13 protein-coding genes and 1 other RNA gene are annotated in these 16723 nt (G+C 53.9%); 5 read left to right on the top strand and 9 right to left on the bottom strand.

The window, feature by feature from the left end; all coding sequences use genetic code 11:
• Window positions 1-20: 20 nt before the first annotated feature.
• Both sufB and sufA read right to left on the bottom strand, forming a co-directional pair.
• Window positions 21-1514, bottom strand: coding sequence for a Fe-S cluster assembly protein SufB (gene sufB / locus ACPXSQ_RS05140; RefSeq protein WP_013025594.1), 1494 nt, complete (start codon window positions 1512-1514; stop codon window positions 21-23).
• Window positions 1515-1521: 7 nt separating this feature from the next.
• Window positions 1522-1896, bottom strand: a complete 375-nt coding sequence (gene sufA, locus ACPXSQ_RS05135; RefSeq protein WP_013025593.1) for a Fe-S cluster assembly scaffold SufA — start codon at window positions 1894-1896, stop codon at window positions 1522-1524.
• Window positions 1897-2284: 388 nt separating this feature from the next.
• Between sufA and ACPXSQ_RS05130 the strand changes: the two genes are divergently transcribed.
• On the top strand, window positions 2285-2689 hold the full coding sequence (locus tag ACPXSQ_RS05130; RefSeq protein ID WP_014605959.1) for a hypothetical protein: 405 nt from the start codon (window positions 2285-2287) through the stop codon (window positions 2687-2689).
• A gap of 31 nt (window positions 2690-2720) precedes the next feature.
• Here ACPXSQ_RS05130 and ydiJ read toward each other — a convergent pair whose 3' ends face one another.
• Window positions 2721-5774: a D-2-hydroxyglutarate dehydrogenase YdiJ gene (ydiJ, locus tag ACPXSQ_RS05125; RefSeq protein WP_072138005.1), complete on the bottom strand. Its 3054-nt coding sequence runs from the start codon at window positions 5772-5774 to the stop codon at window positions 2721-2723.
• A 208-nt stretch (window positions 5775-5982) separates the two neighbouring features.
• Between ydiJ and ydiK the strand changes: the two genes are divergently transcribed.
• Window positions 5983-7083 (top strand): AI-2E family transporter YdiK, encoded by a 1101-nt coding sequence (gene ydiK / locus ACPXSQ_RS05120; RefSeq protein WP_022622475.1) that lies wholly within the window; start codon window positions 5983-5985, stop codon window positions 7081-7083.
• 254 nt (window positions 7084-7337) lie between these two features.
• An RNA gene (gene rprA, locus ACPXSQ_RS05115) (antisense sRNA RprA) lies at window positions 7338-7446 on the top strand.
• Window positions 7447-7511: 65 nt separating this feature from the next.
• Here rprA and ppsA read toward each other — a convergent pair.
• Window positions 7512-9896, bottom strand: a complete 2385-nt coding sequence (ppsA, locus tag ACPXSQ_RS05110) for a phosphoenolpyruvate synthase (protein ID WP_013025589.1) — start codon at window positions 9894-9896, stop codon at window positions 7512-7514.
• Between the two features lie 416 nt (window positions 9897-10312).
• Between ppsA and ppsR the strand changes: the two genes are divergently transcribed.
• Together ppsR and ACPXSQ_RS05100 are read left to right on the top strand one after the other, a co-directional pair.
• Window positions 10313-11140, top strand: coding sequence for a posphoenolpyruvate synthetase regulatory kinase/phosphorylase PpsR (gene ppsR, locus ACPXSQ_RS05105; RefSeq protein WP_013025588.1), 828 nt, complete (start codon window positions 10313-10315; stop codon window positions 11138-11140).
• Between the two features lie 152 nt (window positions 11141-11292).
• Window positions 11293-12339, top strand: a complete 1047-nt coding sequence (locus ACPXSQ_RS05100) for a 3-deoxy-7-phosphoheptulonate synthase (RefSeq protein ID WP_013025587.1) — start codon at window positions 11293-11295, stop codon at window positions 12337-12339.
• Between the two features lies 1 nt (window position 12340).
• On the opposite strand, the gene ACPXSQ_RS05095 is transcribed toward ACPXSQ_RS05100, so the two are convergent.
• From ACPXSQ_RS05095 to ACPXSQ_RS05075, 5 genes are all read right to left on the bottom strand, one after another.
• Window positions 12341-13777: a protein adenylyltransferase SelO gene (locus tag ACPXSQ_RS05095; protein ID WP_072138718.1), complete on the bottom strand. Its 1437-nt coding sequence runs from the start codon at window positions 13775-13777 to the stop codon at window positions 12341-12343.
• 90 nt (window positions 13778-13867) lie between these two features.
• Window positions 13868-14602 (bottom strand): EAL domain-containing protein, encoded by a 735-nt coding sequence (locus tag ACPXSQ_RS05090; protein ID WP_014593597.1) that lies wholly within the window; start codon window positions 14600-14602, stop codon window positions 13868-13870.
• A gap of 292 nt (window positions 14603-14894) precedes the next feature.
• Window positions 14895-15353 (bottom strand): NlpC/P60 family protein, encoded by a 459-nt coding sequence (locus tag ACPXSQ_RS05085; RefSeq protein WP_013025584.1) that lies wholly within the window; start codon window positions 15351-15353, stop codon window positions 14895-14897.
• A gap of 66 nt (window positions 15354-15419) precedes the next feature.
• On the bottom strand, window positions 15420-16169 hold the full coding sequence (gene btuD / locus ACPXSQ_RS05080; RefSeq protein ID WP_013025583.1) for a vitamin B12 ABC transporter ATP-binding protein BtuD: 750 nt from the start codon (window positions 16167-16169) through the stop codon (window positions 15420-15422).
• Entirely contained in the window at window positions 16170-16715 is a 546-nt protein-coding gene (locus ACPXSQ_RS05075; RefSeq protein ID WP_013025582.1) for a glutathione peroxidase, read from the bottom strand.
• Window positions 16716-16723 lie beyond the last annotated feature (8 nt).

Genomic DNA, 16723 nt, shown 5'->3' with positions numbered 1-16723 from the left:
AACGCGTGTGACGGCGTCAATCAGCCCACACTGTGCTCAAGGCTGATGGCTAACAGTTTTTGCGCTTCCACTGCAAATTCCAGCGGCAGCTCAGAGAATACGTCTTTACAGAAACCGTTCACGATCATCGAAATCGCATCTTCTTCACTGATGCCACGTTGCAGACAGTAGAACATCTGATCTTCGCCGATACGTGAGGTGGTGGCTTCGTGCTCCAGCTGAGCGGTATTGTTACGGGTTTCAACATACGGGAACGTATGCGCGCCACAATCCGGACCAATCAGCATGGAATCGCACTGCGTAAAGTTACGTGCGTTGGTGGCCGTGGGCATGATTTTTACCAGGCCACGGTAGGTATTCTGACTTTTCCCGGCGGAAATACCTTTAGAGATAATCGTCGACTTCGTATTTTTGCCGATGTGGATCATCTTGGTACCGGTGTCCGCCTGCTGGCGTCCGCTGGTCAATGCCACCGAGTAGAACTCGCCCACGGAGTGATCGCCACGCAGGATACAGCTTGGATATTTCCAGGTAATGGCCGAGCCGGTTTCCGACTGCGTCCACGACATTTTGCTGTAATCCCCTTCGCACAGGGCGCGCTTGGTGACGAAGTTGAGGATACCGCCTTCGCCTTCACCGCCCGGGAACCAGTTCTGAACGGTGGAATATTTCACTTCCGCGTTCTTATGAATGATGACCTCTACCACCGCAGCGTGCAGCTGGTATGTGTCACGCACGGGCGCGGAACAGCCTTCGATGTAGCTCACGTAGCTGTCTTCATCTGCAATCAGAATCGTACGTTCGAACTGACCGGTTTTCGCAGCGTTAATGCGGAAATAGGTAGACAGCTCCATCGGGCAACGCACCCCTTTCGGGATGTAGACGAAAGTACCGTCGGAGGCTACCGCAGAGTTCAACGCGGCAAAAAAGTTATCATTGGGTGGCACCACGGTACCCAGGTACTTTTTCACCAGCTCTGGATGATCGTGGATCGCTTCGCCAAAGGAGCAAAAGATAATCCCCTGCTCGGCCAGCTTGCTGCGATAGGTCGTGGATACGGATACGGAGTCGAAGATGGCGTCAACAGCCACTTCTTTACCTTCACGTACCGGAACGCCCAACTGATTAAACGCGTTCTCAACTTCCTGCGTCAGATAATCACTGGCCGGGGCGCTGCCCGATGCCTGGGTTGCGCCCGGTTCAGACGCACAGGTGTCATCGCAGTTTCCGCACGATGGCGCGGAGTAGTAACTGTAGTCCTGATAATCCAGCTTTTCGTAATGCGCTTTCAGCCAGTGCGGCTCTTCCATTTCCAGCCAGGCACGAAAGGCTTTAAGACGAAACTCCAGCATCCACTCTGGCTCGTTACGCTTAGCCGAAATTGCCCGTACCACATCTTCATTGATGCCGTTGGCAAATTCTTCGGTTTGCAATTGGGTAAAGAAGCCCTCTTTGTAATTGAGCTTACCTTCCCACATTTGTACATCGTCAGATGTTTCGCTGTGTCGTGACATATTTCACTTACTCGACGCCAAAGCTTTCACCGCACCCGCAGGCGTGCTGAGCTTTAGGGTTATTGAATTTAAAAATCTGATTCAGGCCTTCGCGAACATAATCCACTTCGGTGCCATCGATAAACGGCATTGCCTGAAGCGGCACAAACAAGGTTGCGCCGTAGTAGCTAAACTGCAGATCATCCTCTTCTGGCTGCTTCACCAGATCCATTACATAACCAAAACCGGCACAGCCGGATTGTTTAATTGCTAAACGCAGGCCCTTGACTTCTGGGTTTTCTGCGGCCAGATTTAGAATTTGTTTCGCTGCGGTTTCAGTCAGCGTTAACCCTTTCCACACATACTCGTCGGGTGAGAAAGAGTCTGCATTCACGGATGACATGTTGATACCTCTTGAGTCCGGACCTTTTCAGGCTATCCCCCTATGGTAGTGATCTGACAAATCACTTCAACCTCTTGTTTTGCAGGGATAATCATAAGATGCTATTTTTACAGCTCATTTCTTAAGCATAGTCGCTGCAGCCAGGCTTGCATCGGCGAGCGTCCACTGAATTCGGGTTCTGTAACCTGTTAATAAATCGTAAATTTTTAAATGGCACCTTTACGATAATGCCTGTATTGATAGGTTACGCCTTTCTGGCATGTAAACAGATTGTTATTTCCGATTATACCGACAGGTGAGATAAATCGAAAAAAATTTCTTGCCGGGGAATTGCATTCCCGCTCTAGTTGAATATGATAATTATTATCATTCAACATTGAGGCGCGTTATGTCGTTATCGGTTTCAGCCTGGCTTCAACATAAACTCGATGAATACCGTTTTTCGGTTCGCGATCTCACCGTTGATTTTTACCTGGCACAGGCCAAACTCAACCGGGCTGAATGTACGATTCAGCAACTGCGTCAGTTTAACGATACCTGTTTAGACATGGCAGAGATCTGCCAGTTGAACGGCGATGACCTGAGTTATCTGCATGCCATGGGCAAACTTCACCACCGGCTGGTCCAGGAGATGCAAAACCCGGATCGTGACCGGCTGTTTCGCATCCAGGCTTACCAGTTGGCGCGACTCTCCCTGACTCAGCTGTGTCATCAACTCGCGATAACCGGTGAATGGGAACAAGCCACCGTATTGCAGAGTGAATTCGTCAGGCACGCAGGCTGGATATTCTAATCCAACCTGCGTCCGGCGTCGCCTCACCTTTTCAGATTAACTCAAGCAGTGCCTGAAGAGGATGACGCATGCCGTTGCCCTCCACGCGTTTGACCTGACTGCGGCAGGAAAAACCGGTTGCCAGGCAGCGCTGGCGCGGCAGTTTCTGCAATTGCGGATGCCATGACAGCGCATAAATTCCCAGGGAGTTCTCCAGGTTCTGGCTCTCATGACCGTAGGTGCCGGCCATGCCGCAACAGCCCACATTGATGTTTTCGAGCTTTGCGCCGAAGCGTGAGAAGATCGCCTGCCACTGACCGGGCGTGCCCGGCAGAGCGGTCACTTCGGTACAGTGAGCAAACAGATACCATGCTTCTCCGCTGGTGACCTGCACCTCACGTTCCTGCAGCGCCTGATGGAGCCACTCATGTACCAGAAGCACGTTGAAATCGCCACGGGCCTCGCCCAACATCTGGTGATACTCATCGCGGTAACAGAGCACCGTTGCCGGATCGATCCCCACCATCGGCATGCCCAGCTTAGCCACGCGATTCAGGAAATCGGCTGTTTTACTGGCCGTACGCGCAAAGCGTTGCAAAAAGCCTTTCACATGCTGCGCTTTGCCGTTGGGTGAGAACGGCAGCAGAACGGGCTGGTATCCCAGTTTCTCAATCAGTCGGATAAAATCATGTACCAGTTTGGCTTCATAGAAACTGGTAAAGGGATCCTGCACCACCAGCACTTTTTGGGCTCGCTGTGTTTCATTGAGCGCTTCGAGCTGCTCCAGCGTCATATTCATCGCCGGATGACCACTCAACTGCTGCTTGAGCGTAGGCGAGGACAATAAAGGCAGGTCGACCATGCCAATGTGTGTCTTACTGAATGAGGTCGCCCAGGGCTGTTTCAGGAAAAAGTTAAACACCCCCGGTGCTTTCGCCATCAGGGGCGCGTAGCTTTCTACGCCCGCCACCAGATGGTCGCTGAGCGGGCGCAAATAGCGTGTATGGTAAAGCTGTAAAAAACGCGAGCGGAAGGCCGGAACGTCAATTTTTATCGGGCACTGGGTCGAGCAGGCTTTACAGGCCAGGCAGCCGGACATCGCCTCTTTCACCTCATGGGAAAAATCATATTCCCCTTTATTGGCATACCAGGTATTGCGCATTCTGCTTATCAGCGCGCGAAGCGACAGGGAACTTTCCGGCAGCTTTTTCTCCAGCATCACCGGATCGGCGCCCTGCTCTGCCAGCAACCGAAGCCATTCCCGCGTTAAGGTCGCGCGCCCCTTCGGCGAGTGAATGCGGTTACGGGTGATTTTCATTGACGGGCACATCGGACTGCGGGCATCGAAGTTAAAGCACAACCCGTTTCCGTTGCACTCAAGCGCACCGCGCCAGGTTTCTCGTACCTGAAGGGGGATCTGACGATCGTAGCTGCCCCGTTTCGTCGCATCTACCTGCATCATTGCCGCCTCGCTGTCGAAAGGCGTACAAATCTTACCGGGATTGAGACGATTGTGGGGATCGAAGGCCGCTTTAATGCGGCGCAGCTCGTTAAACAGCGTTTCGCCAAAAAAGGCCGGACTGTACTGCGCGCGGAATCCCTTGCCATGTTCTCCCCACAGCAGGCCACCATAGCGTGCAGTTAAGGCAACCACCTCATCGGAAATTTGCTTCATCATCATTTCCTGATGGGGATCGCACATATCCAGGGCCGGACGGACATGCAGCACGCCGGCGTCCACGTGACCGAACATGCCATAACTCAGACCATGGCTGTCCAGAAGCGCGCGAAACTCAACAATATAGTCGGCCAGGTGTTCAGGTGGAACGGCGGTATCTTCAACAAAGGGGATCGGTTTGGCACGGCCTTTGGCATTACCGAGTAAGCCCACCGCCTTTTTACGCATGTTATAGATGCGTTCAATACCGTCCAGATCGTCACAGAGTTGATAGCCGATCACCCCGCCCTGCTGCTGCGTCATCAACGTATCCAGACGGGCGCAAAGCTGTGTGATCTGCCGATCGATTTGCCCGGCATCATCCCCGGCAAACTCAACGATATTCAGCCCTAACATTTCTTTATCCGGGATAGCCGTAATCAGCTCGCGCACGGAGTGCCAGACAATATCTTCCCGTGCCAGATTGAGCACTTTCGAGTCAACCGTTTCCACCGACAGCGCCTGCGCCTCGACCATCAGGGGGGCATTGCGAAGCGCAGAATCGAAGGCGTCATATTTAATATTAACCACGCGCCGGACTTTGGGCAGCGGCGTGATATCCAGACGAGCTTCGCTGATAAACGCCAGCGTTCCCTCTGCACCACACAGCAGCCGCGTCAGGTCAAAGGTCTGCATGTCATCGCTAAACACGTGGCGCAGGTCGTAACCGGTCAGGAAGCGGTTGAGCTTAGGAAACTTCTCCAGAATCAGTTCGCGATGCTCACGGCAGCGGGTGAGCACCTGCTGATAAATTCGGCCTTCAGGCGTGGGCGTTTGCGCCAGATTTTCAGCCAGCGCGGTAGGCACCGGTCGGGTATCCAGAATATCGCCGCCGAGCAGCACGGCCCTGAGCCCTAAAACATGGTCAGAGGTTTTACCGTAGACCAGCGAGCCCTGACCGGATGCATCCGTGTTAATCATGCCGCCCAGGGTGGCGCGGTTACTGGTGGAGAGCTCCGGTGAAAAGAAGAAACCAAAAGGTTTCAGGTACGCATTAAGTTGATCTTTGACTACCCCAGCCTCGACGCGCACCCAGCGTTGTTCGGTATTGATTTCCAGGATGCGGTTCATGTGGCGCGACATATCCACAATGATGCCTTGATTGAGCGACTGACCGTTGGTCCCGGTGCCGCCACCGCGCGGGGTGAAGACCAGACTGGAGAACGCCGCTTCACCCGCCAGTCGGGCTATCAGTGCCACGTCTGCCGTCGAGCGCGGGAAAAGCACCGCATCGGGCAGGAGCTGATAGATGCTGTTATCGGTTGAAAGCGAAAGTCTGTCGGCGTAGCTGGTGGCGGTATCGCCGGTGAAACCCTGCGCTTTGAGGGTTTCAAGAAATGTCAGCACCCGCTGGATAAGACCCGGTGCCTGAGAAATCTGTGGGATCATGGAGTATGTGACCAAAGATGTTGTGTAGGTTTGCGTCTGTATCTTGCTTTAATCCTCAGTTTTATCACATTTCCCACCGCGCTGTCGTTTTTTCAGGAAGGGCTGAAACCTTTTCTTTACAAGCCTGTTTAAACGCCCTGAAATAGCCCATGATTACGGGGCAGCGTCATCCCCTGAGTTGACGAATTCCAATGAGGTAACGCACAAGATGAAAAGCCTGGAACGGCAGATTGATCTTCCCCAGATGTTATTTACCCTGATTTTTATTTTACTCCTGATCGCCGCGTGCTTGTGGGTTGTCCAGCCATTCATATTGGGCTTCGCCTGGGCAAGCATGGTGGTTATTGCCACCTGGCCCCTGATGCTGAAGATACAGCGCCTGCTGTGGGGGCGGCGTTCGCTGGCGGTCATTGTGATGACTATCCTGCTGCTCCTGCTGTTTATCATCCCGGTTGCCCTGCTGGTTAACAGCCTGATAGATAACAGCGCACCGGTCATCGCCTGGGCGACTCAGGGACATATGTTACCCACCCTGAACTGGCTCAACGATATTCCCATGGTGGGTGAGAAACTGTATGCCAGTTATCAGAAACTGGTTGCGGGCGGCGGCGCAGCGATCATGGCGAAGTTACAACCTTATGTTGGCCGCACCACCGGTTTTTTTGTGGCGCAGGCCGGGCACTTTGGCCGTTTTATGATCCACCTGGCCGTGATGCTGTTGTTCAGCGTACTGCTCTACTGGCGCGGTGAGCAGGCGGCACAGGGCATCCGGCATTTTGCCTGGCGCATGGCTGGCCGACGCGGTGATGCTGCCGTATTGCTGGCCGGACAGGCAGTACGCGCGGTGGCGCTGGGCGTTGTCGTCACTGCGTTGGTGCAGGGCGTACTGGGCGGTATCGGGTTAGCCGTTTCCGGTATCCCCTACGCCACATTGCTGACCGTGTTGATGATCCTCTGCTGCCTGGTGCAGATCGGCCCGCTGCTGGTGCTGGTGCCCGCGATTGTTTATCTCTACTGGAGTGGGGACACCACCTGGGGCACGGTACTGCTGATTTGGAGCTGTGTTGTGGGCACGCTGGACAATATTTTGCGGCCGGTGCTGATTCGTATGGGCGCCGATCTGCCGCTGATTCTGATTCTGTCCGGCGTTATTGGGGGATTAATCGCGTTTGGTATGATCGGCCTGTTTATCGGGCCGGTTGTGCTGGCTGTCTCTTACCGACTGGTCTCTGTCTGGATGCATGAAGTGCCTGCGCCGCAGGCCGATCCGCTAAGCGTGGTAAGTGAATCACCGGAGCAAAAGCCCTGATCCCTCCTTTTATATGATTAGTACTCGTTAAGTGGGCTGGCTGATTAAGATATCGCCAGCCTTTTTTTCATTAGCGTACTTTAAGATAAAACGCATGTTTTACGCCTTTAGCCCCTCTCCCGCCTTAAAATGATTACTTTCTAAACATAATAACGGTCCGAAACGCTCTCCCTAGCCGTCAAAATATTATTTCCTTTAAACTAATAAGAGGATTCTTAAAGACGCCAGCGAGCCGTGTGAATACCATGTTTCCTATGTTGGAAATCAAGTTACTGATTTCTAAACGCCCTAATTTCCCCTGAGTAGCGTAAAGAATTGCTGTGTGTAGTCTTTGCCCATCCCCTGTGATGGGCTTTTTTTTGCCTGTCAAAAAGCAAAAAAAAAGCCAGCTTGCGCTGGCCTTCTGGCATCGGAGGTTATCCATCACCTCAGGCGGGTTTGTTTAGCGCCGCCAGGCTTAACCAGGTTTCCACCACGGTGTCCGGATTCAGAGACAGACTGTCGATGCCCTGCTCCATCAACCAGGCCGCGAAATCCTGATGATCTGACGGCCCCTGACCGCATATTCCTACGTATTTGCCCTGTTTTTTCGCCGCCTGAATCGCCATGGACAGCAGCGCTTTGACCGCCTCATTACGCTCATCAAACAAGGCCGATACCACGCCGGAGTCGCGATCCAGCCCCAGCGCCAGCTGAGTCATATCATTAGAGCCGATGGAGAAACCGTCAAAGTGTTGTAAAAACTGCTCGGCCAGCAGGGCATTCGAGGGGATTTCACACATCATAATGACCTTGAGCCCGTTCTCGCCGCGCTTCAGTCCCTGGCGACCCAATTCCTCTACCACCGCCTGAGCCTGATCGACCGTACGCACAAAGGGCACCATGATTTCCACGTTGGTCAGCCCCATCTCGTTGCGTACGCGCTTCACCGCTTCGCACTCCAGCGCGAAACAGTCGCGGAAACTCTCGGAGACATAGCGGCCTGCGCCACGGAACCCCAGCATCGGGTTTTCCTCTTCGGGTTCGTAACGTTCTCCACCCACCAGATTGGCATATTCGTTCGTTTTAAAATCCGACAGGCGGACAATAACGCGCTTCGGCGCGAACGCCGCGCCCAGCGTGGCGATCCCTTCGGTCAGACGGGCGATGTAAAACTCAACCGGATCGTCAAAACCTTTCATCATCTGACGAATCTGCTTCTGCAGTTCAGGGGTTTGCTGATCGAACTCCAGCAACGCTTTTGGATGCACGCCGATCATGCGGTTGATAATAAATTCCAGCCGCGCCAGACCAACCCCTTCGTTTGGCAAACAGGCGAAATCGAACGCGCGATCCGGGTTGCCCACGTTCATCATGATTTTAAGCGGCAGGTCCGGCATGGTATCAACCTGCGAACTGGTGACGTCGAAGTCGAGCAGTTCATCGTAGACATAGCCGGTATCGCCCTCAGCACAGGATACGGTAACGGTATGTCCCTCTTTCAGCCGCTCGGTGGCATCGCCACAGCCAACCACCGCCGGGATGCCCAGCTCACGCGCGATAATCGCGGCATGGCAGGTACGGCCGCCGCGGTTCGTCACAATGGCGGAGGCTTTTTTCATGATCGGTTCCCAGTCGGGATCGGTCATATCGGTCACCAGCACGTCACCTTTTTCGATGCGGTTCATTTCGCTGATATCGTGAATGACCTTGACGGTACCGGCGCCGATGCGGTGACCAATCGCACGGCCTTCAATCACCACCTTGCCCTGTCCCTGCAGGCTGTAACGCTCCATGACCTGACCGTTGGAACGCACGGTTTCAGGGCGCGCCTGGACAATAAATAACTTCCCGGTGTGGCCGTCTTTGGCCCACTCAATATCCATCGGGCGCTTGTAGTGTTGCTCAATCAGTACCGCCTGATGGGCCAACGCCTCCACTTCGGCATCGCTCAGACAGAAACGATCGCGCTCGGCTTCCGCCACATCTTCGATGCGCACCTGCTCGCCATGTTCACGCGAGTCGGCGTAAACCATCCGCACCTTTTTCGAGCCCATGTTGCGGCGAACGATAGCGGGACGTTTCGCGGCCAGCGTCGGCTTGTGCACATAAAACTCGTCCGGGTTCACCGCGCCCTGTACCACCATTTCACCCAGGCCCAACGCGGCGGTAATGAACACCACCTGATCAAAGCCCGATTCGGTATCAATGGTGAACATGACCCCTGAGGACGCCAGATCGGATCGCACCATGCGCTGAATCCCCGCCGACAGCGCCACGCCGCGATGGTCGTAACCCTGATGGACGCGATAGGAGATGGCGCGATCGTTAAACAGTGAGGCATAAACGTGTTTCACTGCCACCATGACTGACTCGATGCCCTGCACGTTCAGGAAAGTTTCCTGCTGGCCGGCAAAGGACGCGTCAGGCATATCTTCGGCGGTGGCGGATGAGCGCACGGCGAAGGATGCCTCAGCATCGTCGGCAGAGAGCTGCTCATAGGCCGAAAGAATCGCGGCTTCCAGTTCAGGCTGGAACGGGGTTTCGACTACCCACTGGCGTATCTGCTTACCCGCCTTCGCCAGTTGATCCACATCATCAATATTGGTGTCATCCAGCAAAGCATAAATACGCTGGTTCAGACCGCTCTGCTCAAGAAACTGATTAAAGGCCCAGGAGGTGGTCGCAAAACCGTTGGGAACGGAGACGCCCAGAGATGACAAATTGGTAATCATCTCACCCAGAGAAGCATTTTTGCCTCCCACCCGATCAACATCATGCATGCCAAGCTGGTTGTACCAAAGTACTAACGGCTGTTCGCCTTTATTGGACATTGAACTGATCCTTTATTAATGAATGGGCACATGGAAAATCCTGCTATTAACAAATCCAGCCTGGCATAACGTCTGATTAAACACGATCTGTTGAATCGTTAAAGCAGATTCTCAGACACAGTTTCAGAATTGCGCCTGGTTTTTTTCAGCGTTGCGCAAGGCCCTTATTTTTTGCTAATACGCTGATAATTCGCTCATTATTTTTTTTACTGCCTGTTATGCGGCGTTTTTGTTGCGCAACAAACACAGGCGTTGTCTGTCACCTGAGGCGGTGTTGATGGCGCAAAAAAGAGTGAACAGGTGACGTCATGATGCAAAAGCGAGAGGGAAACGATGCCCCAGACTACACTTGCCCCTGAAGGCATGCTTATATTATCTCACTTGTTTTTACGACTTCCCTGCCCGAGGCACGACTTATGACCACCGACAGAAGCGTTTTCTACATTTCCGACGGGACAGCAATTACAGCCGAAGTATTAGGCCATGCCGTGTTATCTCAGTTTCCGGTTAACACCACGAGCGTGACCCTGCCGTTTGTTGAAAATGTCCAGCGTGCGCAGGCCGTTAAGGCGCAAATCAATGCGCTTTATCAGCAAAGCGGCGTGCGCCCACTGGTGTTTTTTTCCATCGTTACGCCTGAAGTCCGTGACATCATTGTGCAGAGCGAAGGCTTCTGCCAGGACATTGTGCAGGCACTGGTCGCGCCGCTTCAGCAGGAGTTGGGGTTGTCACCGGCACCGGTTGCGCACCGCACCCACGGGCTTGATGCCAGCAATCTCGGCAAATACGACGCCCGTATTGCGGCAATCGATTACACGCTGGCGCATGATGACGGCATCTCGTTGCGCGGCCTGGAGGATGCGCAGGTGATCCTGTTAGGCGTTTCGCGCTGCGGCAAAACACCCACCAGCCTGTATCTTGCCATGCAGTTCGGTATCCGTGCTGCTAACTATCCGTTTATCGCCGACGACATGGATAATCTGAAATTGCCTCCCGCCCTGCGTCAGCATCAGCACAAGCTGTTTGGCCTGACGATCGATCCGGAACGCCTGGCGGCCATTCGTCAGGAGCGCGCAGAAAATACCCGCTATGCCTCTATGCGCCAGTGTCGGCTGGAAGTGGGTGAAGTTGAAGCGCTGTTTCGCACTCACCAGATTCGCTACCTCAACAGTACCAACTACTCTGTGGAAGAGATTGCGACGAAAATCCTCGATATCATGGGCCTGACGCGCCGCATGTATTAGTCAATTGCCGACGGCGGCGCTGTAACGTCCCGCTGCCGTCATTTTGACTTTCATTATCATGTTGTCGCTTGAATTCGCAGGTTAATGGTTTATTGTGACCATCATCACTTCCCGGTATTTCACCGCTGCGAAGAAAAAGCTTAGAGAACACCATGAACAAAACTGATGAACTGCGCACCGCGCGCATTGGCAGCCTGATTTCCCCTGCCAGTCTGGCAGCTGAACACCCGCTTTCGACTACCATGGCCGATAACATCACCGCCGCACGCAAGCGCATTGCCCGCATTCTGACCGGAGAAGATCCCCGTCTGCTGGTGGTGATTGGCCCCTGTTCGCTGCATGACCCGGTCGCCGCGCTGGACTACGCTCAGCGTTTGGTCGCCCTGCGTGAGCGTTATCAGGATCGGCTGGAAATCGTGATGCGCACCTATTTCGAAAAACCACGCACGGTTGTGGGCTGGAAAGGCCTGATTTCCGATCCTGATCTGGACGGCAGCTTTGATGTTAATCGCGGCATCAGCATCGCCCGCAAGCTACTGATTGATATCAATGCGTTGGGTTTACCGACCGCCACCGAATTCCTGGATATGGTGATCGGCCAGTTTATTGCCGATCTGATTAGCTGGGGGGCAATTGGCGCCCGGACCACCGAAAGCCAGATCCATCGTGAAATGGCCTCGGCGCTCTCCTGCCCGGTCGGTTTTAAAAACGGAACAGATGGAAACGTCCGCATTGCCGTGGATGCCATTCGTGCATCCCGTGCCAGCCATATGTTTCTGTCGCCCGACAAACAAGGTCAGATGACGATTTACCAGACCAGCGGGAATCCGCACGGCCATGTGATTCTGCGTGGCGGCAAACAGCCTAATTATCATGCAGGCGACGTTGCCGAAGCCGCTGCCTGTTTAGCTGAGTTTGGTCTGCCGCAGCAGTTGGTGATTGATTTCAGCCACGGCAACTGCCTCAAGCAGCATCGCCGTCAGCGCGATGTTGCACTGGACGTCTCCGGGCAGATTAAAAGCGGCTCTCGCGCCGTTGCCGGGGTAATGATTGAAAGTTTTATTGAGGAAGGCAATCAAAAAGTGGTGAGCGGTGAACCCCTGACTTACGGTCAGTCGATCACCGATCCCTGCCTCAGCTGGCAGGACAGCGAAGAGGTCCTTGCGCTGTTAGCTGAGGCGGTTTCTCACCGTCTGTAAATCAGCTTGAGCAGCTGACCTCCAGTGTCTTGCCCCAGTCCGGTGGCCGTTGACGATATTCAGCGGCCGCCGCGTCACTAAAAGGCTGCTGAAGCGCCTGATGTAAACGCGCCAACGCGCCGCTCTCTCCCTTCTCCGCCTCGTCTATCACCTGTTGAGCAAGGTAGTTACGCAGCACCACGGCTGGATTGGCGGCTTTCATCACCTGCTGCCGTTCGGCATCGCCAACCTGCTCCTGCAGCAGGCGTTGACGGTAGCGCTGATACCAGCGATCAAAAGCAGAACGATCGATAAATTCATCCCGCAGTGGCGAACGGCTCTCCGCCTGCTGCGTATCACTTAACAGACGGAACGTGAGCGTATAGTCGCTGCGTTCCTGACTCATTAAGCTGAGTAATTCGGTAAGAATCTCATTATCCCCGGCATCGGCCGTCAGCAGGCCCAGCTTCGCCCGCATCCGCTCTCCCCAGACGCGCATAAGCGCATTCTCATAGCCGCTTAAGGCCTGTTTGAGCTGTTCGGTACTCATTAACCCCGATAACGCATGGGCCAGTCGGTTGAGGTTCCATAAGCCAATCATGGGCTGATTCTCGAAGCTGTAGCGGCCCTGATAATCGCTGTGATTGCAGATATAATCCGGCTGATAGTCATCCAGAAAACCATAGGGACCGTAATCGAGGGTCAGGCCGAGGATCGACATGTTGTCGGTATTCATTACGCCATGAGCGAAGCCCACGCTTTGCCACTGGGCGATCAGTCGCGCAGTGCGCAGCACGATATCGGCAAACCACAGCTGATAACGATCGGCCTCATCCACCAGCTGCGGCCAGTGGTGGCGAATGGCATAGTCTGCCAGCTGTTTGACCTGTTCCGGCTGCTGGCTGTAAAAAAAGTGTTCGAAATGCCCAAAGCGCAGGTGACTCGGTGCAATACGCATCAGCATCGCGCCACGTTCGGCGGTCTCGCGGTAAACGGGCTCGTCGCTAACGGCAAGGGTGAGTGCGCGCGTGGTGGGAATGCCTAAATGATGCAGCGCTTCAGAGGCGAGAAATTCACGCACCGTGGAGCGTACCACGGCACGACCGTCGCCCATGCGCGAATAAGGCGTTAGCCCGGCACCTTTCAGGTGCCAGTCGAGCCTGCGACCGTCTTCCTGCCGCTGTTCGCCCAGCAGAATACCGCGGCCATCCCCCAACTGACCGGCCCAGACGCCAAACTGATGCCCACTGTAGACCTGGGCCAGCGGTGCCATGCCGGGTAATAACGCGGCACCATACCACACGCCATGGCCCTGCCCGGAAAACAATGCGCTGTCCAGTGCCATTGCCTTCGCCAGTGGCGCGTTGTGATACAGCAGTCGGCCGCCCGCAAGTGGCGTAGGGTTTAACGCGGTATAGCTGCCAGGAAGCTCACGAAACCAGCTGTTATCAAAGATCATCAATTCTCCCAACGACACCGGGTATCGTGTGATAAAACCCACAGTGTAGCGTTGATGACCAGGATTGGACAGGCGGCAGGCGTGCGAGTATCAGGGAGTGTGCAGGAATTGCTCAGAGTAGATTAACGTCTCAAAGGCGTCTGATTTAACCACTGGAAACAGCGCGCCCTGGAGGTGGACGTTACTGAGCTGGCTAACTTTATCCAGTAAAATTTCATCATCCACACCACAAATAATCATCCGATCGCAATGGCTGCGGAAATTATCGATGATGCTCTGCATAAATGGTAAAAAAGAAGCACGTTTAGACAGTGAGTGAATAAAGTGTTTATCCAGTCTGATACAGCTAAACAGATTATCGTAAACGGCTGTTGTGGAGGATTTCCCTGCGCCAAAATGGGACAGAGACAATTTAAACTCACGATTTAACGCGGCGAGTAATGGGTTATTTTTTCCCAAATTCAGCGAGAGAAACGTTTCGCTGATATCCAGCATCATAAAAGGAAGCTGTTTTATTTTGCGCGTCAGAAACTCACTCTCGAGAATGGTGTTCGCCATGCCCTCATCGACAGGCATAAAAGCCAGCAGGTGATGGGTTTCAAAAAACGTCTGGTGTTTTTCCAGCAGCGAGATCTGGCGCTGCAGCAGGCGCAGGCGCTGTGTCTCATCGAGCTGAGGCAACAGAACATCCTGCGGCAACGTGATCGGCGCACTCTCGTGCACGAACTGCGTAGCCAGCTCAATGGCGGTTAAGTGCCCTTCCTGAGAACAGGCGGCATAAAACCAAATTTCCGACTGATAGTCGGCAGACAGGTGAATTTTCATTTTACAGCCAGAATATGTGGCGATAGTGCATCGTATATGATTAAAAACATACTGGCAATAGTAGCAAAGGACTGATGAGATGGATATTTTTATCGCTTCATTACCGTTAGGCTAAAAAAATAAACTTTAAGCCAAATAATTCCAGGAACAATTCTGTTAACCGTGAAAAACATTCTTAGGTCCGGTGTTATAAATAAAACGAACCGGTTAAATCCGAATTAAGAATATTTTTCCAGGTCCGTTTTTTTTCTGATTTAATCCGCACAAATCCACTGGTTTTCCAGCGGAGAAATTAGATGCGGCGCGCCTGCCAAAAGACCTTCCGCCAGTAGACATTATCCAGCGAAGAGCGGATTACGCCCTGACTGGTGGACGCATGGATGAAAGCGTTATCCGTGTCATAAATGCCCACATGCAGGCCATTTTCACCACTCCCCGTTTTGAAGAACACCAGATCACCGGGCAAGAGATCGTCTTTGCTGATGCGGGTGCCGATATCGCTTTGTGCGGAAGTGGTGCGGGGAAGTTGCAGATCAAACCTGTCGCGAAACGTCAGGTAGACAAAGCCTGAACAGTCCACCCCGCCGCGGCTCATGCCACCATAACGGTAAGGCGTGCCCCGCCAGCTTCCCAGTTGATCTCTGAGTTGCGCTATCACGGTGATGGAGTCAGAGAGGCGACTGTTAATGGGCGGTGCATGATGGCTACAGCCCACCAGCAATAAAGCGAATAACAGCAACCCCATGCGCATCACAGCTCATCCTTAATAAAGAGTAACCGGATTAATGTAGCGGCAAAGCGCGCCAGGTGGCAAGTCTCAGGGCAAAACGGTCAGCAGAGGCCGTCCTTCTAAGATGAGCTGACGAAACGGAATGCCGTACAGGGGCGAAAGCTGTTCTGGCCGAAGGACATCCGCAGGCTCGCCCTGCAACACCACCTGGCCCTGATGTAACAGCCAGACCTGATTGGCATACCATAAGCTATGGTTAAGATCGTGACTGCTGGCGACAACGCAAACTCCTGCGGCACAGAGTTCACTAATCAGATCGTCCACCGCTTTTTGTTGAGCAACATCCAGCGCCGTCATGGGCTCATCCAGGATCAGTAATTGCCCTCTGGCGTTGATCTGCGGATCGATTTGCATCATTACCGCGCCAAGCCGCACCCGCTGCCACTCACCACCGGAGAGCTGGGTCAATGGCCAGGCTAATTTATCATCCAACTGCAACCGCGACAGTATCGTGGCGAGCCGGGCTTCATCTGGCGAGGTGGAAGACGAAAGATGCAGCCGCAGATAGTGGTAAACCGGCATCTGCCCCGGAGGAAGCTGTTGCTGAGGCAGCCAGCTGCGCACGCTGGCCAGCGCCGGGCCTGTCCAACTGACGAGGGCGGTATTCAGTAGCGTGGCGCGGCCGGTAAAGGGTTCCAATCCCGCCAGGGCTGACAGCAGTGTGCTCTTCCCTGCGCCATTCGGCCCCACCAGATGCACCCGTTGCCCGGCCTGCATCGTGCCGCTCACCGGTTGCAGCCGTCCGGGGATGGCTGCATTTTCCAGGCTAAGCAACACTTACTTTGCCAGCGCCTGTTTGATCGTTTCCAGAATAATGGGATCTTCTGGCGACATGTCCGGTGAGAAACGCTGAATAACGCTGCCATCACGCCCTATCAGGAATTTTTCGAAGTTCCACAGAATATCGCCCGGCGCTTTGGGAGCCCGTCCTTTGCTGACCATGCGCTCATAAAAACCACTTTCTTCCGGACGCACGGCCTCGGGTTTCGCCGCGACCAGCTGTGCATAAAGCGGATGACGATGCTCACCATTGACCTCACACTTTTCGAACATCGGAAACGTCACACCGTAGGTCGTGCTGCAAAACGTTTTGATTTCTTCGCTACTGCCTGGCTCCTGCTCCAGAAACTGGTTGCAGGGGAAACCCAGCACGCTGAAGCCCTGCTCATGCCAGGCTTTATGAATATTTTCCAGCGCTTCATATTGTGGGGTTAAGCCGCATTTAGAGGCCACGTTGACCACCAGCAGCACCTGTCCCTGCCAGGAGGACAGCGCCGTTTTCTCACCATCCAGTGTAACCAGTTCAGTTTGATAAATGCTCATACGGAGTT

Source organism: Pantoea sp. EEL5, assembly GCF_049892805.1.
Classification (GTDB): domain Bacteria; phylum Pseudomonadota; class Gammaproteobacteria; order Enterobacterales; family Enterobacteriaceae; genus Pantoea; species Pantoea ananatis.
The sequence above is the reverse complement of the archived record's forward strand: the minus strand, read 5'-3'. Positions and strand labels throughout refer to the sequence as shown.